At 55.6% G+C, this 18,066-nt stretch carries 19 protein-coding genes; 10 read left to right on the forward strand and 9 right to left on the reverse strand.

Annotated elements, in window-relative coordinates:
- Positions 1 to 3: 3 nt before the first annotated feature.
- The 3 genes from CPH65_RS21045 (at position 4) to rpmG (ending at position 1,614) form a co-directional block, all read left to right on the forward strand.
- Positions 4 to 444, forward strand: coding sequence for a DUF983 domain-containing protein (locus CPH65_RS21045; RefSeq protein ID WP_371359361.1), 441 nt, complete (start codon positions 4 to 6; stop codon positions 442 to 444).
- Positions 445 to 447: 3 nt separating this feature from the next.
- Complete coding sequence (locus CPH65_RS21050) at positions 448 to 1,215, forward strand: NUDIX hydrolase (protein WP_096175660.1); 768 nt, start codon at positions 448 to 450, stop codon at positions 1,213 to 1,215.
- Between the two features lie 231 nt (positions 1,216 to 1,446).
- A complete protein-coding gene (gene rpmG, locus CPH65_RS21055; protein ID WP_090071899.1) occupies positions 1,447 to 1,614 on the forward strand; it encodes a 50S ribosomal protein L33 in 168 nt (55 codons plus the stop codon).
- Positions 1,615 to 2,380: 766 nt separating this feature from the next.
- On the opposite strand, the gene CPH65_RS21060 is transcribed toward rpmG, so the two are convergent.
- Positions 2,381 to 3,763, reverse strand: coding sequence for a PleD family two-component system response regulator (locus tag CPH65_RS21060; protein ID WP_096175661.1), 1,383 nt, complete (start codon positions 3,761 to 3,763; stop codon positions 2,381 to 2,383).
- A 24-nt stretch (positions 3,764 to 3,787) separates the two neighbouring features.
- Positions 3,788 to 4,159 (reverse strand): response regulator, encoded by a 372-nt coding sequence (locus CPH65_RS21065; RefSeq protein ID WP_096175662.1) that lies wholly within the window; start codon positions 4,157 to 4,159, stop codon positions 3,788 to 3,790.
- Between the two features lie 163 nt (positions 4,160 to 4,322).
- Here CPH65_RS21065 and CPH65_RS21070 point away from each other — a divergent pair, with 163 nt between their 5' ends.
- Positions 4,323 to 4,601 (forward strand): DUF3572 domain-containing protein, encoded by a 279-nt coding sequence (locus tag CPH65_RS21070; RefSeq protein ID WP_244574472.1) that lies wholly within the window; start codon positions 4,323 to 4,325, stop codon positions 4,599 to 4,601.
- A gap of 62 nt (positions 4,602 to 4,663) precedes the next feature.
- Positions 4,664 to 6,016 (forward strand): DNA polymerase IV, encoded by a 1,353-nt coding sequence (locus CPH65_RS21075; RefSeq protein WP_096175664.1) that lies wholly within the window; start codon positions 4,664 to 4,666, stop codon positions 6,014 to 6,016.
- A gap of 5 nt (positions 6,017 to 6,021) precedes the next feature.
- On the opposite strand, the gene CPH65_RS21080 is transcribed toward CPH65_RS21075, so the two are convergent.
- On the reverse strand, positions 6,022 to 6,981 hold the full coding sequence (locus tag CPH65_RS21080; protein ID WP_096175665.1) for an EipB family protein: 960 nt from the start codon (positions 6,979 to 6,981) through the stop codon (positions 6,022 to 6,024).
- Positions 6,982 to 7,136: 155 nt separating this feature from the next.
- Here CPH65_RS21080 and CPH65_RS21085 point away from each other — a divergent pair, with 155 nt between their 5' ends.
- From CPH65_RS21085 to CPH65_RS21100, 4 genes are all read left to right on the forward strand, one after another.
- Positions 7,137 to 7,607 carry a RidA family protein gene (locus CPH65_RS21085; RefSeq protein ID WP_096175666.1) on the forward strand — a complete coding sequence of 157 codons (471 nt, stop codon included), beginning with the start codon at positions 7,137 to 7,139 and terminating at the stop codon, positions 7,605 to 7,607.
- A 55-nt stretch (positions 7,608 to 7,662) separates the two neighbouring features.
- A complete protein-coding gene (locus tag CPH65_RS21090) occupies positions 7,663 to 8,424 on the forward strand; it encodes a glycerophosphodiester phosphodiesterase family protein (RefSeq protein ID WP_096175667.1) in 762 nt (253 codons plus the stop codon).
- A 38-nt stretch (positions 8,425 to 8,462) separates the two neighbouring features.
- Entirely contained in the window at positions 8,463 to 9,656 is a 1,194-nt protein-coding gene (locus tag CPH65_RS21095) for a GNAT family N-acetyltransferase (protein ID WP_096175668.1), read from the forward strand.
- 80 nt (positions 9,657 to 9,736) lie between these two features.
- Positions 9,737 to 10,195, forward strand: a complete 459-nt coding sequence (locus CPH65_RS21100) for an HIT family protein (protein WP_096175669.1) — start codon at positions 9,737 to 9,739, stop codon at positions 10,193 to 10,195.
- A gap of 71 nt (positions 10,196 to 10,266) precedes the next feature.
- Here the strand turns inward: CPH65_RS21100 and CPH65_RS21105 are convergent, their stop codons facing one another.
- The 6 genes from CPH65_RS21105 to clpS form a co-directional block, all read right to left on the reverse strand.
- Positions 10,267 to 10,638, reverse strand: a complete 372-nt coding sequence (locus CPH65_RS21105; protein ID WP_096175670.1) for an AzlD domain-containing protein — start codon at positions 10,636 to 10,638, stop codon at positions 10,267 to 10,269.
- The gene (locus CPH65_RS21110) at positions 10,635 to 11,393 is read right to left on the reverse strand and encodes an AzlC family ABC transporter permease (protein WP_096175671.1); all 759 of its coding nucleotides are present in this window, start codon (positions 11,391 to 11,393) and stop codon (positions 10,635 to 10,637) included. Before CPH65_RS21110 ends, CPH65_RS21105 begins: the two co-directional genes overlap by 4 nt.
- A 109-nt stretch (positions 11,394 to 11,502) precedes the next feature.
- On the reverse strand, positions 11,503 to 12,924 hold the full coding sequence (locus tag CPH65_RS21115) for a TrkH family potassium uptake protein (RefSeq protein ID WP_096175672.1): 1,422 nt from the start codon (positions 12,922 to 12,924) through the stop codon (positions 11,503 to 11,505).
- 166 nt (positions 12,925 to 13,090) lie between these two features.
- Positions 13,091 to 13,339 carry a hypothetical protein gene (locus tag CPH65_RS21120; protein ID WP_096175673.1) on the reverse strand — a complete coding sequence of 83 codons (249 nt, stop codon included), beginning with the start codon at positions 13,337 to 13,339 and terminating at the stop codon, positions 13,091 to 13,093.
- Positions 13,340 to 13,389: 50 nt separating this feature from the next.
- Entirely contained in the window at positions 13,390 to 15,852 is a 2,463-nt protein-coding gene (clpA, locus tag CPH65_RS21125) for an ATP-dependent Clp protease ATP-binding subunit ClpA (RefSeq protein ID WP_096175674.1), read from the reverse strand.
- Positions 15,853 to 15,861: 9 nt separating this feature from the next.
- Positions 15,862 to 16,188: an ATP-dependent Clp protease adapter ClpS gene (gene clpS / locus CPH65_RS21130; protein WP_096175675.1), complete on the reverse strand. Its 327-nt coding sequence runs from the start codon at positions 16,186 to 16,188 to the stop codon at positions 15,862 to 15,864.
- Positions 16,189 to 16,640: 452 nt separating this feature from the next.
- On the opposite strand from clpS, the gene CPH65_RS21135 reads away from it, so the two are divergent.
- Complete coding sequence (locus CPH65_RS21135) at positions 16,641 to 18,065, forward strand: serine hydrolase (RefSeq protein ID WP_244574473.1); 1,425 nt, start codon at positions 16,641 to 16,643, stop codon at positions 18,063 to 18,065.
- Position 18,066: the final 1 nt, after the last annotated feature.

The raw sequence follows: 18,066 nt of genomic DNA on the forward strand, positions 1-18,066 counted from the left end.
CCCGTGACGAGCCCGACAACCAATTCGGTAACAATCACCAAGAAACCCGTCAGAAATGTTTTTGCCGCCATGAAGCTGGGTGCTTTGGGCAAATGCCCTAGCTGCCAGAAGGGAGGCCTGTTCGACGGCTTCCTTCAGGTCACGGACAACTGCAAGGTTTGTGGTGAGGCCTATTCCCACCACAGGGCAGACGACGCCCCACCCTATTTCACGATTTTCATCGTCGGTCACATTGTCGTCTCACTTGTGATTTGGGCTGAAGTGGCCTTCCGTCCAGCTCTCTGGATCCATATGGCCATATGGATTCCGCTGACCATTGCCATGTCTCTGGCATTCCTGCGTCCGATCAAGGGCGCAATCGTGGCGCTGCAATGGGCCAACTATATGCATGGGTTTGATCCGGGTTTCGATTCGGCAGGAGAATCGGAGTTTCCCGCCGGATAAGCCATGACCAGCAAAGCTTCACGAGACGCGACGCCGCACCCGGAGTTGTCGATCAACGCCAAAAAGTTCAACGACAAATCCCAGCCGCGCTTGCGTCCCAAAGATTCGGCGACCCTGATTATTGTGGATCGCACAAGCCGCGAGCCTCAAGTCCTGATGGGTCGGCGCCATATGCGCCATCGCTTCATGCCCGGCAAATATGTCTTTCCCGGTGGGCGCCTTGACGCTGCCGACCGTCACGTCCCTTTTGCCAGCGACTTGCACCCCGACGTTTTGCAAAAACTCCGTCACACGCCAAAGAACGGCAAGAGCATCGCCACCATGCGCGGTCTGGCCATGTGCGCCATCCGCGAGACCTATGAGGAAGCCGGCCTTTTCGTAGCGACCAGAGGCGACACAGAGCGCCTAAAGCACGCTGACTGGCAGGCCTTTCGGCACCGAGATCTGCTGCCCGATCTCGAACCGCTGCGCTTTGTCGCCCGCGCCATCACACCGCCCGGACGCAACCGCAGATTTGATACCCGCTTTTTCGCGGTCGATGCATCCCGCATCGCGGATCGGCTGCCCGAAGGCACAGGGCCAAGCGGTGAACTGGAAGATCTGCACTGGTTAACACTGGATAAGGCCCACGCGCTGGATCTGCCTCGCATCACCAAGGAGATTCTTCACGAATTGCAGCTGCGCCTAAAGGCAGATCCCGACCTCACGCCCCATCTCGCAACGCCATTCTTTTATATGAAAGGCAAACACATGGTGCGTGCGGAGATCTGAGCGCCAAATGGCGGGAGAATCTAGGCTCACAGCCAGATTCAAGTCGATAAATTCGGTCCCACCCTTGACAATGGGCCAGCTTTGCGTAGTTTGGCGGCTCGAAACAGGTTTCAGCTGGGCCGGTTCCTTTTCCGCTCAGCGCATCTACGGCCCGAACGTCTGGACCCCAGAGCGCCTTTTTAAAGAGGCGAAGCGGATCCTGAAAAAGGGCCCAAAGGACGGAAAAGTCAAATGGCCAAGGCAACAACAATTAAAATCCGTCTCGTCAGCACCGCTGATACGGGTTACTTTTACGTCACCAAAAAGAATTCCCGCACCATGACCGAAAAAATGGTCAAGCGGAAATACGATCCGGTGGCAAAGAAACATGTTGAGTTCAAGGAAGCCAAAATCAAGTAAGGCCTCTTCTGAGCTGATTTCAAAAAAGCCCGCTTGCTGTATTCAGCCGGCGGGCTTTTTTTATGCCCATACGAGACAGGTAAGAGGTACGGGATTGGTACAGGTGTTTCGGCCAAACAGGTATGCGATTGGAAGCGTTGTCACAAGGCTGTGCTCATGCATCAGATATCGATATCGATATCAGGAATTGCGCATGCGCTCGGAGACAGCAGTATGGGAAGAAAGAAAGGATGGCCGGTTCAGCTACAGACCACTTTGAGGAGGCCACTCTTGCTGTTTCTGAACCGACCAAGCCCCACGGTCCCAGGAGATGCGGCGGACCCAGGTTGTCCGTAGGGTAACTGATGAAGATGGAGGAAAAGCTTGTCGACACACATGACGACCGTGCTAGTGACCTACCCCCACATCTTGCCACTTGAAGATTAGCCTAACAAAATGAGAGACAATTTCAACGCATTGTTTAACCATTCTTTAAGAATCATCAAGCTTGATAAACATTTAAGGTTAATATGTCTCGATTCAGCACATTTGACATGCGAATAGGGCTTCACAGCTTGGTTTCACGTTCCAAATACCGAGTGTTGTTGAGAGCTATCCCCAGCCGGCCCCCCTCATCCACGACTTTATGTGCACGTAGAAATAAGTACAATATTGCTTTTGAGCAGCCTTTGTGATCGAAACTGATTCTCTTTTTGCCCGCATGAAGTCTCAATGCGTGGGAACAAAAATTAGTCAATTATGTCCACAAGTTATCAACCGTATGGGATCAAGCAGCATGTTCAGTTGCTGTGACTACACGGTTTCGCCCGTCCTTTTTGGCCCTATAGAGGGCTTCATCGGCGCGCTTCAAGAGCCTGTCCGGGCTCTCGGTGCCATTCATCGAGGCGGCCAGCCCGATTGACACGGTCACATCGATCATGTTGCGACCCTTGTGAATGATGAAAGGCTTTTCAGCAACCTTCTTTCGGATGCGCTCAGCAACAACCGTTGCAAGAGAATGATCCGTATCGGGCATGATCACGACGAACTCTTCACCGCCATACCGGCAGACCAGATCAATGCCGCGCGTGTTCTTGCGCAAGCGATGCGAGAACTCCTGCAGAACCTCGTCACCGGCATCGTGACCATGGGTATCGTTGACGGACTTGAAGAAGTCGATATCCATCAGCAGAAGCGACAGTGGCTTGTCGTTTTCCTTCGCCGATGCCAGCAGGGAATTCAGGTGGGTTGTCATATAGCGGCGGTTATACAGCTTGGTCAAACCGTCCGTAATTGCCATTTCCATGGTGTGCTGAATGGAATTGCGCAAGGCATCCGTATAGCGCTTTCGCAGCACCTGGGTCTGAATGCGGGCAGTCAGTTCGTTCCGGTCCACCGGCTGACGGATATAATCATTCACGCCAAGATCAAGCGCTCGCATGATGCGTGCCTGTTCGCTCTCGTCAGCCAGCGCCAGAATGGGCAGCATTCGACTGGATTCGAGCGACCGCATCTGGGCACAGAGGCGCAACGGATCGAAGGTATTCATATTGAGGTTGATGAGCGCGCAATCGAAATCCTCGTCGGCGCAACGCCGCAGCACGGCCTGACTGTCGCTTTCGACGAACAGCTCAAAGGTGCCGCGCACCTGTTTGCCAATTCGCTCGGCGCTGGAGCGCATGTCATCGACCAGCAGGATCCGGCCCCCTTCCCTGTGCTGGATCTGCTCCAGAAAGGACCCGTCTTCCAGCCCCATCTGTTCGGTCGTCGAGGCGCGGGAGCGCAGCTCATCCGTCATCATCTTGATGCGGACAAGGCTTTTGACCCGAGAGATCAGGGCCATGTCGTTGACAGGCTTGGTCAGGAAGTCATCCGCTCCGGCACGCAAACCATCAACACGGTCACTGACCTGATCAAGCGCGGTGACCATCACCACGGGAATATGCATTGTCTGTGGATTGGCCTTGATCCGCCGACAAACTTCGAACCCGTCCATGCCCGGCATCATGACGTCCAGAAGGACGATATCAACCATGTTGTTGTCAAGAATCTCGAGCGATTCCTCGCCGCTGTGTGCGCACAGAACATCGAAATACTCGGCCATCAAGCGCGCTTCGAGCAATTTTACATTGGCAGGAATGTCGTCGACGACAAGAATACGGGCAGACATCGGGTATCCTTAGAACAGGCAAGGTCAGGCATCACCAGCATAGGTGCGCACGGTTTCAATGAACTTGGCAACGGAAATCGGTTTTGACAAATATGCTTCGCAGCCGCCTTGCCTGATGCGGGCTTCGTCGCCCTTCATGGCAAAAGCAGTAACCGCCACAACCGGAATACTGCGCAAATCGTCATCTTCCTTGAGCCACTTGGTAACCTCAAGGCCCGACACTTCGGGGAGCTGGATGTCCATCAGAATAAGGTCAGGACGATGGTCTCGAGCCAGATCCAGAGCTTCAAGTCCGTTTCTGGTGCCTATCGTCTCATATCCATACGCCTCAAGCAAATCGAGGAACAGTTTCATGTTCAACTCGTTATCTTCGACAATGAGTATCTTCTTGCCCATGGTCCCCCGCCCTTGATATCCCGTGCGAACAACGGATCCCGCCCGCGCGAATAGATCTGGGTTTCTTCGTCAGATTCGCTATTATCGTCACAATTTTATATACAGATCAAACCTTTCAAAAGGACAAACAGGTCCAATGATCGCAAAACACTCCCTCCCCGCCATGGAAGAAGCCGAAGCATTGGCCATCGACGCACTCGGTTTCCTTTCGTCCGATGTAGAATTGATGGGCAGATTTCTTGCCCTCAGCGGCCTAGATCCATCGGACCTGCACCAAGTTGCTGCAGAACCTTCGTTTTTAGCGGCCATTCTCGACTTCATGCTGGTAGACGATGCACTCGTGCTAGCCTTTGCCAGCAACAAGGGCATCGCGCCGGAGGATATCGCCGCAGCCAAGGCGCGTCTGGATCCCATGAGCATGGCGACCACCGGCTCTTACTAGACACCACACCCAAATCCGGCCCCGGTTGGGGCAAATTGGCGAATCACCTTGCGAACCACACCATGAGCCCGTCACACACGTTTCTTTGCCGAGACTGTCTGCAGGATGGACAGGGAGCCCCACAGCGGTGCCCCCATTGTGGTTCGCCGCGCATGATCAAACACAGCGAATTGCGCACGCTCACGATCGCCCACATTGATTGCGACTCCTTCTATGCGTCGGTTGAAAAACGCGACAATCCAGACCTGCGCGATAAACCGGTGATCATCGGAGGTGCCCAACGAGGGGTCGTGGCAACCGCTTGCTATATCGCCCGCATTCGCGGTGTGAAATCTGCCATGCCAATGTTTCAGGCCAAAAAGCTTTGCCCCGATGCCGTGATCATTCGTCCCGACATGGCCAAATACAGCGCCGTCGGGCGACAAATTCGCGAGGCCATGCAATCCCTCACCCCGCTCGTCGAGCCGCTCTCGATCGATGAGGCCTTTTTAGACCTGACCGGAACGGAAAAGCTCCATCACGCCTATCCAGCCCTGACCCTTGCCCGGTTTGCAAAACGGATGGAGGAAGAGGTCGGCATATCGGTCTCGGTCGGCCTCAGTCACAACAAGTTCCTTGCCAAGGTCGCCTCGGACCTTGACAAGCCCCGGGGATATTCGCTCATCGGCAAGGACGAGACCCTGGCGTTCCTCAAGGACAAGCCCATTTCCATCATCTGGGGTGTTGGTGCGGTGTCTCAAAGAAAGTTGGCTGATGACGGCTATCACACCATCGGACAGCTGCAACAAGCCGACGAAACCGAGCTGGCCAAACGCTTCGGCTCGCTTGGCCTTCGTCTCGTCCGTCTCGCTCGTGGCGAGGACACACGCAAGGTATCCTCCCACTCCGAGACCAAGAGCATCAGCTCCGAGACCACCTTCAATCGCGATCTGAAAAGCGCCGATGATCTGTTGCCGATTCTACGGCGCCTGTCCGAGAACACAGCAAAGCGCGCCAAAAAGCAGGGGCTCGCCGGTCGGACCATCACACTCAAGCTCAAGAACCCGCAGTTTCGCTCCATCACCCGCAGCCGCTCTCTTCATGACCCGACACAGCTTGCGGATCGCATCTTCACCACGGGCAAGGACTTGCTGCTCAAGGAGCTGAACAACGAGACAAGCTTCCGGCTTCTGGGCATCGGACTGTCAGAACTTGAACCCGATCTCCTTGCAGATCCGCCGGATCTGGTCGATGAGAACGCCGGCAAACGCGCCAAGGCGGAAAAGGCGATGGACCGCCTCAGCGAAAAGTTCGGCGGCAAGATTGTCGAGCTGGGCTTGACACTGAAGGGGCATCTCAATGCCCCGCGGCCCGGAAGCGATCAGGTTGAGATTCACTCAGCTCAAAAGCCCGACGAAGACAGTGGAATAGACTAACGCCTTTAGTCACAATCACTTGCAGGGAAAAGCTCGAGTTCACTGATCTGAAAATCGAGCGCGTAGCCTTCAAAGCTGAACTGCATGTTGCCTGAGACACCATTGGCAAAAAGGGTGGTATTGACCTCATAGAGCGGGGTCATGTCCTCAGCCGAAGACGTGGACGGATAGTAGGCAAGCGTCACCGGCCACCCCTTAATGCCGACAAGAGCGGGATGAGGTACTTGTGCCGCGTCTTCAGCACCGGCTGCGACAAAAGGCGTGCCGATCGATGTCGAGACCTGAAAATACTCTCCCGGATCGTCCGCCCCGTCAAAGACATGGGCGGTAAAGACACGCTCTCCCGCCTCTGCGGCCGCGAGCAACTCTTTCATGTATGCTGCGGGAAACAGCACCGTTTCAGGCAGCTCGAATGCCATTTGCGAAGGTTGCGCCATACCGACCCTGATATGCCCGCCCTTTTTAACGGCAGCTCCGCGCTGCCTTAGCTGCGGTTGCTGATTTACAAGATGGCGCTTGAAGAAATCCAAGCCCTTCCCTTCGGGCTTCTCAAAGCTTGCCATCTGGATATCCTCAAGCGCGGTTGGCCCTTCGGACATCTCTGTCGATGTAACAAGCCGCTGGGTCGTGGCGTAGCCCTCACAGGCATTGCCTCTGAGCTCAAACACCATCCGACCATTGAGGGCAGCAACCGCTGCCGGCTTGGAAAGGGACATCGTCTCGTCGCCCAGATTGATGTCATAAATCACCCGGTAGGGTGCCAACGTCTGTTCGGCCTCATCGGCATGGACCAGACCAGTCCAACAACAGAGCAACAATCCAGCCGTTAAAACGATCCAGGATCGCGCAACAAGGGAAGCGAAAACGCTTTGCATCAAACCATGCCCAATCATCCAGAGGATCCCAAAGATCGTCTCGCACCGCATCAGGAGGAAAAGATCGCGCCCATTATTCATGATCATCATGAGAATGCAATGGAGCCTTCACCCCCCATCTGTGAGAGTACCAATGTTTGACTGGCATTCTGCCGCATCCTTTCGTAAACCAGAGACAACGGCCACCGAGAGGGCACGCCACGCACAATCTTTGAACCTCAATTCAGTCTTGAAAGAAAGAAAACATGACCGGAACCATCGAAAGCAAACTCGCTGAACTGGGAATCACCCTGCCAGAAGCTGCAGCTCCTGCTGCCAACTATGTCCCCTTTGTCAAAAGCGGCAATCAGCTGTTCATCTCTGGCCAGATTCCGATGACCGCGGACGGCATTCAGTTCAAGGGCAAGCTGGGTGACAGCATGACGGCTGAAGAAGGCGCAAAAGCTGCCAAGCTCTGCGCCATCAACCTTATCGCCCAGATGAAAGCTGCGACCGGTGATCTGGAAAAAGTCGCCCGCATGGTCAAACTCGTCGGGTTTGTCAATTCCACTGGTGACTTCGGCGAACAGCCTGCCGTGATCAACGGCGCGTCCAATTTCATGGTCGAAGTGTTCGGCGACAAGGGCCGCCATGCCCGCTCAGCCGTCTCTGCCGCCTCCCTGCCCTTTGGTGTGGCTGTTGAGATCGAAGCCATTGTTGAGCTGACCGAAGACTGATAGTTTGGGGGCCTGTTCCTTCATTTCTTTCGTCCCAACAGGCCCCTTTGCTCCCATGAATCACAAAGACATTGCGTGGCTCACCGCCCGTCCTATCGCGCATCGCGGATTTCACAAAGCCAGCGACGGCATCATCGAGAATTGCACACAGGCGTTCGACGCCGCCATCGCACATAATTTTGCCATCGAACTCGACGTTCAGGTGACCGCCGATGGCAAGGCCGCTGTCTTTCATGACTATAGCCTCGAACGCCTGACCGAAGGCACTGGGCGGATAGACGAGAAAACGCTTGCCGACCTCGCAGAAGTCCCCTTCAAACAGACCTCCGACCTGATCATGGATCTCAAGGCGCTTGTGGACCACATCGATGGCCGCGTGCCTCTGGTGATCGAACTCAAGCCTCCCAAGATTGAGGATGGCCGCCTCGAACAAGCTGTTTGTGCTGCCCTTGAGGGCTATACCGGCAAGGCTGCTCTGATGTGCTTCTCACCTCAATCTGTGGCAAGGTTGAAATCGCTCACGGATCGCCCGCGCGGCATCCTGTCCCTTGATTACAGCAAGTCAAAAGCCGAAGAAGACTTGGGCAAAGCCGACCCCTACGCCCTCACCCACATGCTGCATGTGATGGAGACCGAGCCGGATTTCATCTCCTACAACGCCGCAGATCTGCCAATGCCCGGCGTTGATCTTCTCAAGGCGATTTACGATCTTCCCGTGATCTGCTGGACCATAAAAAGCCCGGAGAGCCAAAAAAACGCTCTCCAGCATTGCGATCAGGTCACCTTCGAGGGTTATAATCCGGATAAAATGACCTAAATCTGATTTGATAATCATTGCCACCCCAAAGGATACTCATGGCCGAAGACTCCTCTGGCTATCAGCTGCATATTGTCCATTCCATGCGAGACATTGGGGACGAGGCATGGACAGCATGCCTTGATGGCACATTGTCACCGCGCAAGGCCAACCCCTTCATGAGCTTTGCCTTTCTCGAAGCGCTCGAGCTTTCAGGCTGTGTCTCGGAGCACACCGGCTGGATGCCCCACCATCTGGTTTTGCGAGATGAAACCGACAGCGTTCTGGCGGTCCAGCCCCTCTATCTCAAGTCCCACAGTCAGGGCGAATATGTCTTCGATTATGGCTGGGCGGATGCGCTCGAACGCTCTGGCGGGCAATATTATCCCAAGCTCCTCAGCGCCGTCCCCTTCACCCCGGTCAACGCCCCCAAGGTACTGGCGCGTAAGGGCATCAACCGCGATGTGGCTGTCGCCGCGATGGCCAGCGGCATGCGCCAACTCTGTGAGCGTTACCCCATTTCCTCCGCTCACTTGACCTTTCTGCCCGCAGATCAGAAGGAAAGCTTCGAAAAACAGGGCTTCCTTGTGCGCAGGGATCGTCAGTTCCACTGGGTCAACGAGGATTACGAAAGCTATGACGATTTCCTCGTCCAGCTTTCCTCGCGCAAACGCAAGAATATCAAGAAAGAGCGCAAGACCGCCCAGAGCCATGGCCTGACCATCCGCCACAAGACCGGCAGCGACATCACGGAAGAAGACTGGGACGCCTTCTACGACTTCTACATGGACACCGGCTCGCGCAAATGGGGCACCCCCTATCTCAAGCGGCAATTCTTCTCGCTCATCGGTGAGCGCATCGCTGACAAGATCCTCTTGATGCTGGCCTACGACAATGAGACCCCCGTCGCAGGTGCGCTCAACCTGATTGGTGGTGATACGCTCTATGGCCGTTACTGGGGCACCACTGGTGACTATCCCTGTCTGCATTTCGAGCTTTGCTACCATCAGGCCATCGAATGGGCCATCGACCATGGCCTCACATGCGTTGAGGCGGGTGCGCAAGGGGAGCACAAGCTAGCGCGCGGCTACGTGCCTCAGGCCACCTGGTCGGCCCACTGGATCGAGCATCCAGGCTTTAGGGAGGCCATCTCCGACTATCTGGAGCGGGAACGCGCAGCCGTTGCTGAAGAGCAGGAGTTTCTCACCGAGCTATCCCCATTCAAAAAGCCCGATGGAGGGAACGGCGAATAGACCTTAACGCCAAGCCCTGATAGGCTCTCGCCAAACGAGCTGTCTCGCTTTTCAAGCCCAAGCAATGATGGAACCGGACAATGACTGAACCTGCCACCGCACCTGCCACCGCGCCCGCCTATGACAATGAAAACATCTTCGCAAAGATCCTGCGTGGTGAAATCCCGAGCCACAAGGTCTATGAAGACGAGGCGACCATCGCCATCATGGACATCATGCCGCGCGCCGACGGTCACACACTGGTCATTCCCAAGACCCCGTCACGCAATCTGCTTGATGTGGAACCCGCAGACCTTGGCGCTGTCATGGAAACGGCGCAAAAGATTGCTCGTGCCCACATGATTGCCTTTAACGCCGATGGCGTGACCGTCAATCAGTTCAACGAATCCGCTGGCGGTCAGGTAATCTTCCATCTCCACGTCCATGTCATCCCGCGCAAGGAAGGCGAGCCCCTTGGCCCGCACACCGGCGAGATGGCCGACAACGATCTGCTGGCAAGCCACGCTGCGAAAATCCGCGAAGCACTGAAGTCGGTGTAGGCTCTGTTTTCTTGTAATCTGATGGATTGTAAAAGGCCCTTCCAAGGGCCTTTTTCTTTGGCGTCTAAGGCCTATCCGGAAAAGGTGACGCCAACCAGCAGGGACAGCCCGACAAGGCAGCCTCCCCCCAATGCGACCGCAAGAAGCAGATTGCGATAAAGGCCAAAATAGAGCCCGACCGCCATCCCGACAGCCACAAGCCGGATCCAGACAGGAATGTCGACAAGCGCACCGGTCGGAAACAGAATGAGCCGCATGATCACGCCGGCCACAAGCGCATTGGCCACCGCACGGGCCAGCAGGATCCACTCACTGTCATCCCTCAGGCGACCGGCAAAACTCACCCCGAACCAGCGCCAGATATCCGTGGGCAGAGAACCCGCAAGAAGAATGAACAGAAAAGGCCACCAGGCAGCATCAAACGTATCGAACGTCAGGTTCATCTCCCTCGCCTCCTGATATATCCAATGACATAGGCCCCAACGCCACCCACGAGCCCCGTCGCCAGAAGGTCGACATCCGGAACGATCAGGGCAAAGACAGGCCCAAGCCCAAACCCGAAGATCAGCGCAAGACGATCAGAAAGGTGATGGGCTGCGCTTGGCAGCGTCAGCATGAAATAAAGCGGCGTGGTGAGAAACAGCGCAGCAGCCACCACCGAAGGCACCGCACCGGCAATGGCAAATCCAAGCCCGGTCACGCCCACATTGATCAGGCTGAGGCTTACCGAAAAGCCAGCGTAGTAGGCAACTCGGGCATACCGTGGCAATGAGGGCAACCGGCTCATCCCGAAAACCCATGCGGTGATGGCAGTCACGTGGGACAGTCCGTAAAGCTGCCATTTCGGTGTCTTCTTGTCCCTTAGAACCGGCACCAGCGCGACCATCATCGGCATCATGCGCACGGATGCCAGCGTCACGGCAGCTGCGATCGTCAGCACCCCTGCCCCGGACGCAATGCCGCCAATGAGCACCACCGCACTTGGCAGCGCCCAGATGACCAGCGTCATGAACATGGCATGCACAAGCTCGATGCCACTCTCCCGCGCAAAGCCACCGAACCCGAGAAAGGAAAAAGTAAGCACCAGCGCCGGGGTTGAAAGCAGATTTCGCACCCCGCGCCCGTACCAGACAAGGGCAGAAAGCTGTTCCTCCGAAGCCCCTTCCGGCTCGAGACTGGGTGAAAGATTGCTGGTCATGAAATCATGTGTTTGTGGCAGGTTGCTACAACTTGGCACATCTGTTCAGAGCAGACAATAAGGCCAAGGTCAAAGAAACCGAGCAGCCCCATGGCGCAAAGACAATGGCTTACCAGCGCCAGAAATCATAGGTAAACAGGGCCAACCCTGAGAGAATTTCCAAGCGGCCCAAGATCATCTCGATTGCCAGCAGCCATTTGGCGAAATCGGGGAGCGAGGAGAAATTGCCCGCCGGGCCGATGATGTCTCCAAGCCCCGGCCCGACATTGGCCACCGCAGTCGCTGAAGCAGAAATCGCCGTGACGAAATCAAGCCCCGTCGCCTGCAACAAAATGGCGAACACGACGAAGGTTGCGAAGAAGAGAAACACCAGACAGAGCGTTGACGCCGCCATGGCATTGTCGACCACGCGCATGCCATAACGCGTCGGGACCGCTCGGTTGGGGTAAATCAGCTTGGCCGCAGCCTCCTTGATCACCAGCCAGGACACCACGAACCGAAACTGCTTCAGCCCGCCCGCGGTTGACCCCGAACAGCCGCCAAAGAAGGTCAGGACAAAGAAGAACACGCCGAATAGCGGCCCCCAGAGCTGATAGTCACCAGCGCCATAACCTGTTGTCGTAACGATGGAAATGACATCAAACAGGCTGAGAACAAGATCCTCAACCCTGCCACCGGGTGCCAAGCCCTGCTTGAAGAAAAAGATGACCAGCGTTGCGAATATGACGCCGTATAAATAGAGCGAAATCTGCGGATCTTTTGGTCTGTCCGCCGAGAAAAAACGGATCATGTAAAGAAAAGGCATCCCGCCAAAGAACATGAACAAGGACGCCACCGAGAGGATGCCAAGGCTGTTGAAGTGCCCCATCGAATTGTCCGATGTCGAATAGCCGCCGGTCGACAAGGTCGTCATCGCATGGTTGATGGCTTCAAAGAATGTCATGCCAAGCAGGTAATAGGACAGCGCGCAGGCAAGGGTCAGCGTCGAGTAGACCAACGCAATCTTGGCAGCAAACTCGCGAATCCGCGGATAGGGATTGTCGCTCTGCTCAGACGATTCCAGAAAGAAGAGCCTTTGACCACCAGAGCCGATCATCGGCAGGATGGTCACACTGATGGCAACGATCCCCAAGCCGCCAATCCATTGCATGAAGGACCGCCAGAACAAGAGCCCCGGCGCCATGGTATCCAGCCCGCTCAGAACAGTTGAGCCGGTCGTCGTCAGTCCCGAGACAGTTTCGAAGAAGGCATCGACAAAACTGAGATGAAGAGAGGAGAAATAGAGCGGCAGAGACGCAAACAGGCTGACCGAGATCCAGATGCCGTTGACGAACATGATGGATTTGCGGATGGTCCACTCCCCTTCCTGCCCACGCATGGCCAGAAAAAGCGCAACACCAAACGCCACCGAGATGGCCCCTCCACCCACAAAGGTTTGCCAATCTTCGTTGAAAATCGCCAGATCGATAATGGCAGGTACAAACATCAACCCGCCAAGAGCTGCAATCAGAATCCCAAGTGCCGAAAGCACGGCCTCACCTCATAGATAGCGTCTCGGATCATGAGACCACAGGATTCGGGGAATTTACGACCATTAAACTGCAAAATAAAGGGGGCGAACGAATAGGAGCCATGCAAGAGACTGGATATCTTGCACCCTGACGAAACCGCCGCCCCTTGCGCAGCCGGGTATCCGATCACTCGTCGCCATCAAAGAAGCGCTGATAAATCAATGTAATAAGAAGCATATAACCGGCGGCCAGCGTGAGAATATTCTTGACCAATTCACTCACGTCCGGCCGGCCTGTGTAAGGATCGATCAGCGAGCCGAAAATCCCGTTCGGGAAAGCGGCTCTCATCGTTGCACTCGCCCCCATCAGGGCCGCAATCGCAAAGGCAAAATACAGCAGAAGAAGGCGCAGCCATGGGGGTAGATTGGGAAACATTGCAAAGCAAAACGCCGGGTGTTGGCCACCCGGCGCCTCTCATCTATTTCTTATTTCTTGTCGACTTTGGCGATCCGTGGAACCGACGATTTCTTGCTTGCCGCCGAGCGCCGCTTGGGCTTCTTGGGGCTGTCGCCTTCATCCGAGGAGGCCTTGGTATCCTCTGATGGTTCGTCTTCGGCCTTCGCCGCCTTGCCGCCCTTGGACTTTTTCGGAGCGACCGGCGGCTCTTCGATGACCGTCAGGAAGAGTTTTTCCATATTGTCGAGATCGATATCGACGCGCACGGTTCCGCCTTTCACGAGCTTGCCGAACAGGATTTCCTCGGCCAATGGCCGCTTGATATGCTCCTGAATGACACGGCCAAGCGGACGCGCACCCATCTTCGGATCATATCCCTTCTTGGCGAGCCAAGCGGTGGCAGCATCGGTCAACTCGAAGGTCACGCCACGATCGGCGAGCTGGGCTTCGAGCTGCATGACAAACTTGCGCACCACCTGATGCACGACGTCAGTCGGCAGCGTGGTGAACGGAATGACCGCATCAAGCCGGTTTCGGAATTCAGGCGTAAACAGCTTGTTGATCGCCTCTTCATCATCACCAGACCGCGCCACCTGGGTAAAGCCCATCACAGGCTTGTCCATTTCGGTTGCCCCGGCGTTGGTGGTCATGATCAGGATGACATTCCGGAAATCCACATGCTTGCCGTTATGGTCGGTCAGCTTGCCGTGGTCCATGACCTGCAAGAGGATGTTGAAAAGATCCGGATGGGCCTTCTCCACCTCGTCAAGCAACAGCACGCAGTGAGGCTGCTGATCAACGCCATCAGTCAGAAGACCACCCTGATCAAACCCGACATAGCCCGGAGGGGCACCGATCAGACGCGAGATGGTATGACGTTCCATATATTCTGACATGTCAAACCGCAGCAACTCGACCCCGAGCAATTCAGCAAGCTGCCGGGCCACCTCGGTCTTACCGACACCAGTGGGACCAGAGAAGAGATAGTTGCCGATCGGCTTTTCGGGCTCGCGCAGCCCGGCACGAGCCAGCTTGATCTGGCTGGTCAGGGCATCAATGGCCTGATCCTGACCATAAACCATCCGCTTGAGGTTGATTTCGAGGCTTGAGAGAACCTCCTTGTCATCCTTGGAGACAGTTTTGGGTGGAATCCGCGCCATGGTCGCGATGGTCGCCTCGACTTCCTTGACCGAAATGCTCTTGCGGCGACGGGAGCTTGGCAGCAATTGCTGTGCGGCTCCGGTCTCGTCGATCACATCAATCGCCTTGTCCGGCAGTTTGCGGTCATGAATATAGCGCGCGGACAGCTCAACCGCCGTCTTGATCGCGTCATTGGAGAATTTCACGCTGTGATAATCCTCAAAATAGGGCTTGAGACCCTTGAGGATATCAATCGCATCCGGGATGGACGGCTCATTGACGTCGATCTTCTGGAAACGGCGCACGAGAGCGCGGTCCTTCTCGAAGAACTGGCGATATTCCTTATAGGTGGTCGAGCCCATGCATCTGAGATTGCCCGAAGCAAGCGACGGTTTGAGCAGGTTCGAAGCATCCATGGCACCGCCGGAGGTGGCACCAGCCCCAATCACCGTGTGGATCTCGTCGATAAACAGGATGGCTCCGTCAAACTCTTCGATTTCCTTGATCACCCGCTTGAGGCGCTCTTCGAAATCACCGCGATAGCGCGTTCCGGCCAAGAGGGTTCCCATATCGAGCGAGAAGATGGTCGCGCCCTTGAGAACATCTGGCACCTTGTCCTCGACAATGCGTTTGGCCAGCCCTTCGGCAATGGCGGTTTTGCCAACGCCCGGATCCCCAACAAACAGCGGATTGTTCTTGGACCGGCGACACAGCACCTGAATGGTCCGATGGATCTCGGCATCGCGGCCGATCAGAATATCGATCTTGCCGTTTGCAGCCTTCTCGTTGAGGTTGACCGCATAGGCTTTCAGGGCCTCGGTCTTGCCACCCTCATCTTCTTCGCCATCAACACTGAAGTCCTCGTCATCCTCGTCTTCGATACCGCTGGGAGACACACCTTCGGACATGCCCGGCGCCTTGGCGATGCCGTGCGAGATGTAGTTGACCGCGTCATAGCGAGTCATTTCCTGATCATGCAGAAAGAAGGCAGCGTGGCTTTCACGTTCGGCAAAGATCGCAACCAGCACATTGGCCCCGGTCACCTCTTCGCGTCCTGATGACTGGACGTGGATCACCGCGCGTTGAATAACGCGCTGGAAGCCTGCTGTAGGCTTGGCATCCTCGCCTTTCTCATGCACGAGATTGGAAAGTTCATTGTCGATATAGTCGAGCAGATTGCTTTCTAACACGCGCAAATCGACCCCGCATGCACGCATCACTGCCGCTGCGTCGCTATCGTCAACAAGCGCCAGCAACAGATGCTCGAGTGTGGCATATTCCTGAGAGCGCTCATTGGCGGCCATCAGGGCTTTGTGCAGGGCGATTTCCAGACTGTTAGAAAATGATGGCACTAGCGTTCCTCACTTCTTTTCCATAATGCATTGCAACGGGTGTTGATGTTTGTGGGCGAAATCCATGACCTGAGACACCTTGGTCTCGGCCACCTCATAGGTGAACACACCACATTCACCCACACCGTGATGATGGACATGCAACATGATCCGGGTCGCATCTTCCCGACCCTTGTTGAAAAAGGCTTCAAGGACATGGATTACAAATTCCATGGGAGTGAAGTCATCATTCAACAGAAGAACACGATACATATTCGGACGCTTGGTCTTGGGCTTGGTCTTTGTGGCCACCCCAATCTCATTGTCATCATCCACGCGGCGAATATCCTTGCTCATTGCCCAGACTGTCTCCAAAACTTTTCTTCGGCCTTATCAAGCCATCTTCCGAACCGGATCGAAGGCCGGTATGTGGCCTCATCCGGTCAACATCTCTCTTTTCATGTCGGTCACCATTCAATAGGCCGTGGCACCCAATGGAAAGGCGACCCTGTTCCATCCAACAATGTAAGCACAAAACACTGATATTGTAAGGGCAACAACCCTCATTACCAAATAACTGAATTGTTATTGATTTGGTCATTTGCGTCAATGATTTACCAAAAATTGCTTAACCCTGTCGCTGCGATTTTCTTTTGCAAATTGCACTTGATCCAACAATTTTTACCTTTTCCTAACCGAGATTTCCTAGGCTAGGTAAACGGAACGACAAAGGCATAATTTTGCCCCGAAAAATCCCCAATATGACGAGCAAGTTTGCCGTCACATAAGTGAACTTCAAAGGACGTCACGTGTACAGAGTAGCGTTCAATGCCATTCGACGCCTGCGGCTTCCGCGCCCGGTCATGACGGCCGCCGCAGCCCTCACCCTGGTGTTTTCTCCGATTGTCCACATCGATCAGGCCCATGCAAACTCCAAGTATGCGGCCTATGTGATCGATGTGAAGAGCGGCAAGGTGCTTTTCTCGCGCCACGCCAACGCACCGCGCTATCCAGCCTCTCTCACCAAGATGATGACCCTCTACATGGTCTTTGATCGTCTGGAGAGCGGCAAGTTGAAACTCAGCACCCCGCTGAAGGTTTCAAAATATGCCTCCGGTCGCCCGCCTTCCAAACTGGGTCTGCGCCCCGGAAGCACGATCAGCGTTCGCAACGCGATCTATGCGCTCGTTACCAAATCGGCCAACGATGTTGCCTCTGTGGTCGCTGAGAATATCGGCGGCTCCGAGAGCAAGTTTGGCAAGATGATGACGATGGAGGCTCGCGCCATCGGCATGAAGCGGACCACCTTCCGCAATGCCTCCGGCCTTCCCAACCGGTCCCAGAAGACCACAGCGGCTGACATGGCCCTTCTCGGTCGTGCGCTGCAGGACCGTTTCCCGGGCTACTACAAGTATTTCAGCACGCGCAGCTTCAAATATGGCAAGCGACGCTTCGGCAACCATAACCGCCTTCTCGGTCATGTGAAGGGCGTGGACGGCATCAAGACCGGCTACACCCGGGCTTCTGGATTCAATCTTGTCACAAACGTCAAGGCTCGTAATCGGCACATCGTGGCCGTTGTCATGGGAGGCCGGACCGGTCGCTCCCGCGATGCCCACATGCGCAAACTGATCAAGACTTACCTGCCCAAGGCCAAAACCGGCGCACGGCGGACCGCTCTGGTGGTTGCTCCTCCGAACAGATACATCAAGCTGGCTTCGACCATTCGCCTGCCAAAGGCGAAACTGGAACCTGTCGGCCTTCCGATGGTCACCGCCTATCAGGCCCCGCGTGATATCAAATCGATCACCCCGGCCCCGATCGATCTGGTTGCCATGCCGCAGACGCGGCCGGCAACCCAAAAGGCAAGAATCACCACCGCTTCGCTGGCCGTGCCGCCATTACCGCGCCCAGCCAACGACGCAATCGGTGATCTGTCCACCCATCAGCCACCTATCCCGCTTGCCGCGCCCAAACAGGCAACGCCATCGGGATGGCAGATCCAGCTCGGCGCAACGCGCACTCTCGATCTTGCCAACAATCTTCTCGCCAAGGCTCGCGCCCGCAACGAGAAACTGCTGGTGGCCCGGGTCAACCACACCGAGACCGTTGAAAAGGGTGACCTGACCCTCTATCGCGCACGGTTTGCTGGGTTTGAGTCCAAGACCGCAGCCCGCAACACCTGCGCAATCCTGAAGAAACAGAAGTTCGCCTGTCTGGCGCTGAATCCGTGAG

The organism is Cohaesibacter sp. ES.047 (genome assembly GCF_900215505.1).
Classification (GTDB): domain Bacteria; phylum Pseudomonadota; class Alphaproteobacteria; order Rhizobiales; family Cohaesibacteraceae; genus Cohaesibacter.

Coding starts and splice junctions, on each gene's coding strand:
- CPH65_RS21050 (WP_096175660.1), top strand. CDS start 448: ATGACCAGCAAAGCTTCACGAGACGCGACGCCGCACCCGGAGTTGTCG.
- rpmG (WP_090071899.1), top strand. CDS start 1,447: ATGGCCAAGGCAACAACAATTAAAATCCGTCTCGTCAGCACCGCTGAT.
- CPH65_RS21060 (WP_096175661.1), bottom strand. CDS start 3,763: ATGTCTGCCCGTATTCTTGTCGTCGACGACATTCCTGCCAATGTAAAA.
- CPH65_RS21065 (WP_096175662.1), bottom strand. CDS start 4,159: ATGGGCAAGAAGATACTCATTGTCGAAGATAACGAGTTGAACATGAAA.
- CPH65_RS21070 (WP_244574472.1), top strand. CDS start 4,323: ATGGAAGAAGCCGAAGCATTGGCCATCGACGCACTCGGTTTCCTTTCG.
- CPH65_RS21075 (WP_096175664.1), top strand. CDS start 4,664: ATGAGCCCGTCACACACGTTTCTTTGCCGAGACTGTCTGCAGGATGGA.
- CPH65_RS21080 (WP_096175665.1), bottom strand. CDS start 6,981: ATGATGATCATGAATAATGGGCGCGATCTTTTCCTCCTGATGCGGTGC.
- CPH65_RS21085 (WP_096175666.1), top strand. CDS start 7,137: ATGACCGGAACCATCGAAAGCAAACTCGCTGAACTGGGAATCACCCTG.
- CPH65_RS21090 (WP_096175667.1), top strand. CDS start 7,663: ATGAATCACAAAGACATTGCGTGGCTCACCGCCCGTCCTATCGCGCAT.
- CPH65_RS21095 (WP_096175668.1), top strand. CDS start 8,463: ATGGCCGAAGACTCCTCTGGCTATCAGCTGCATATTGTCCATTCCATG.
- CPH65_RS21100 (WP_096175669.1), top strand. CDS start 9,737: ATGACTGAACCTGCCACCGCACCTGCCACCGCGCCCGCCTATGACAAT.
- CPH65_RS21105 (WP_096175670.1), bottom strand. CDS start 10,638: ATGAACCTGACGTTCGATACGTTTGATGCTGCCTGGTGGCCTTTTCTG.
- CPH65_RS21110 (WP_096175671.1), bottom strand. CDS start 11,393: ATGACCAGCAATCTTTCACCCAGTCTCGAGCCGGAAGGGGCTTCGGAG.
- CPH65_RS21120 (WP_096175673.1), bottom strand. CDS start 13,339: ATGTTTCCCAATCTACCCCCATGGCTGCGCCTTCTTCTGCTGTATTTT.
- clpS (WP_096175675.1), bottom strand. CDS start 16,188: ATGAGCAAGGATATTCGCCGCGTGGATGATGACAATGAGATTGGGGTG.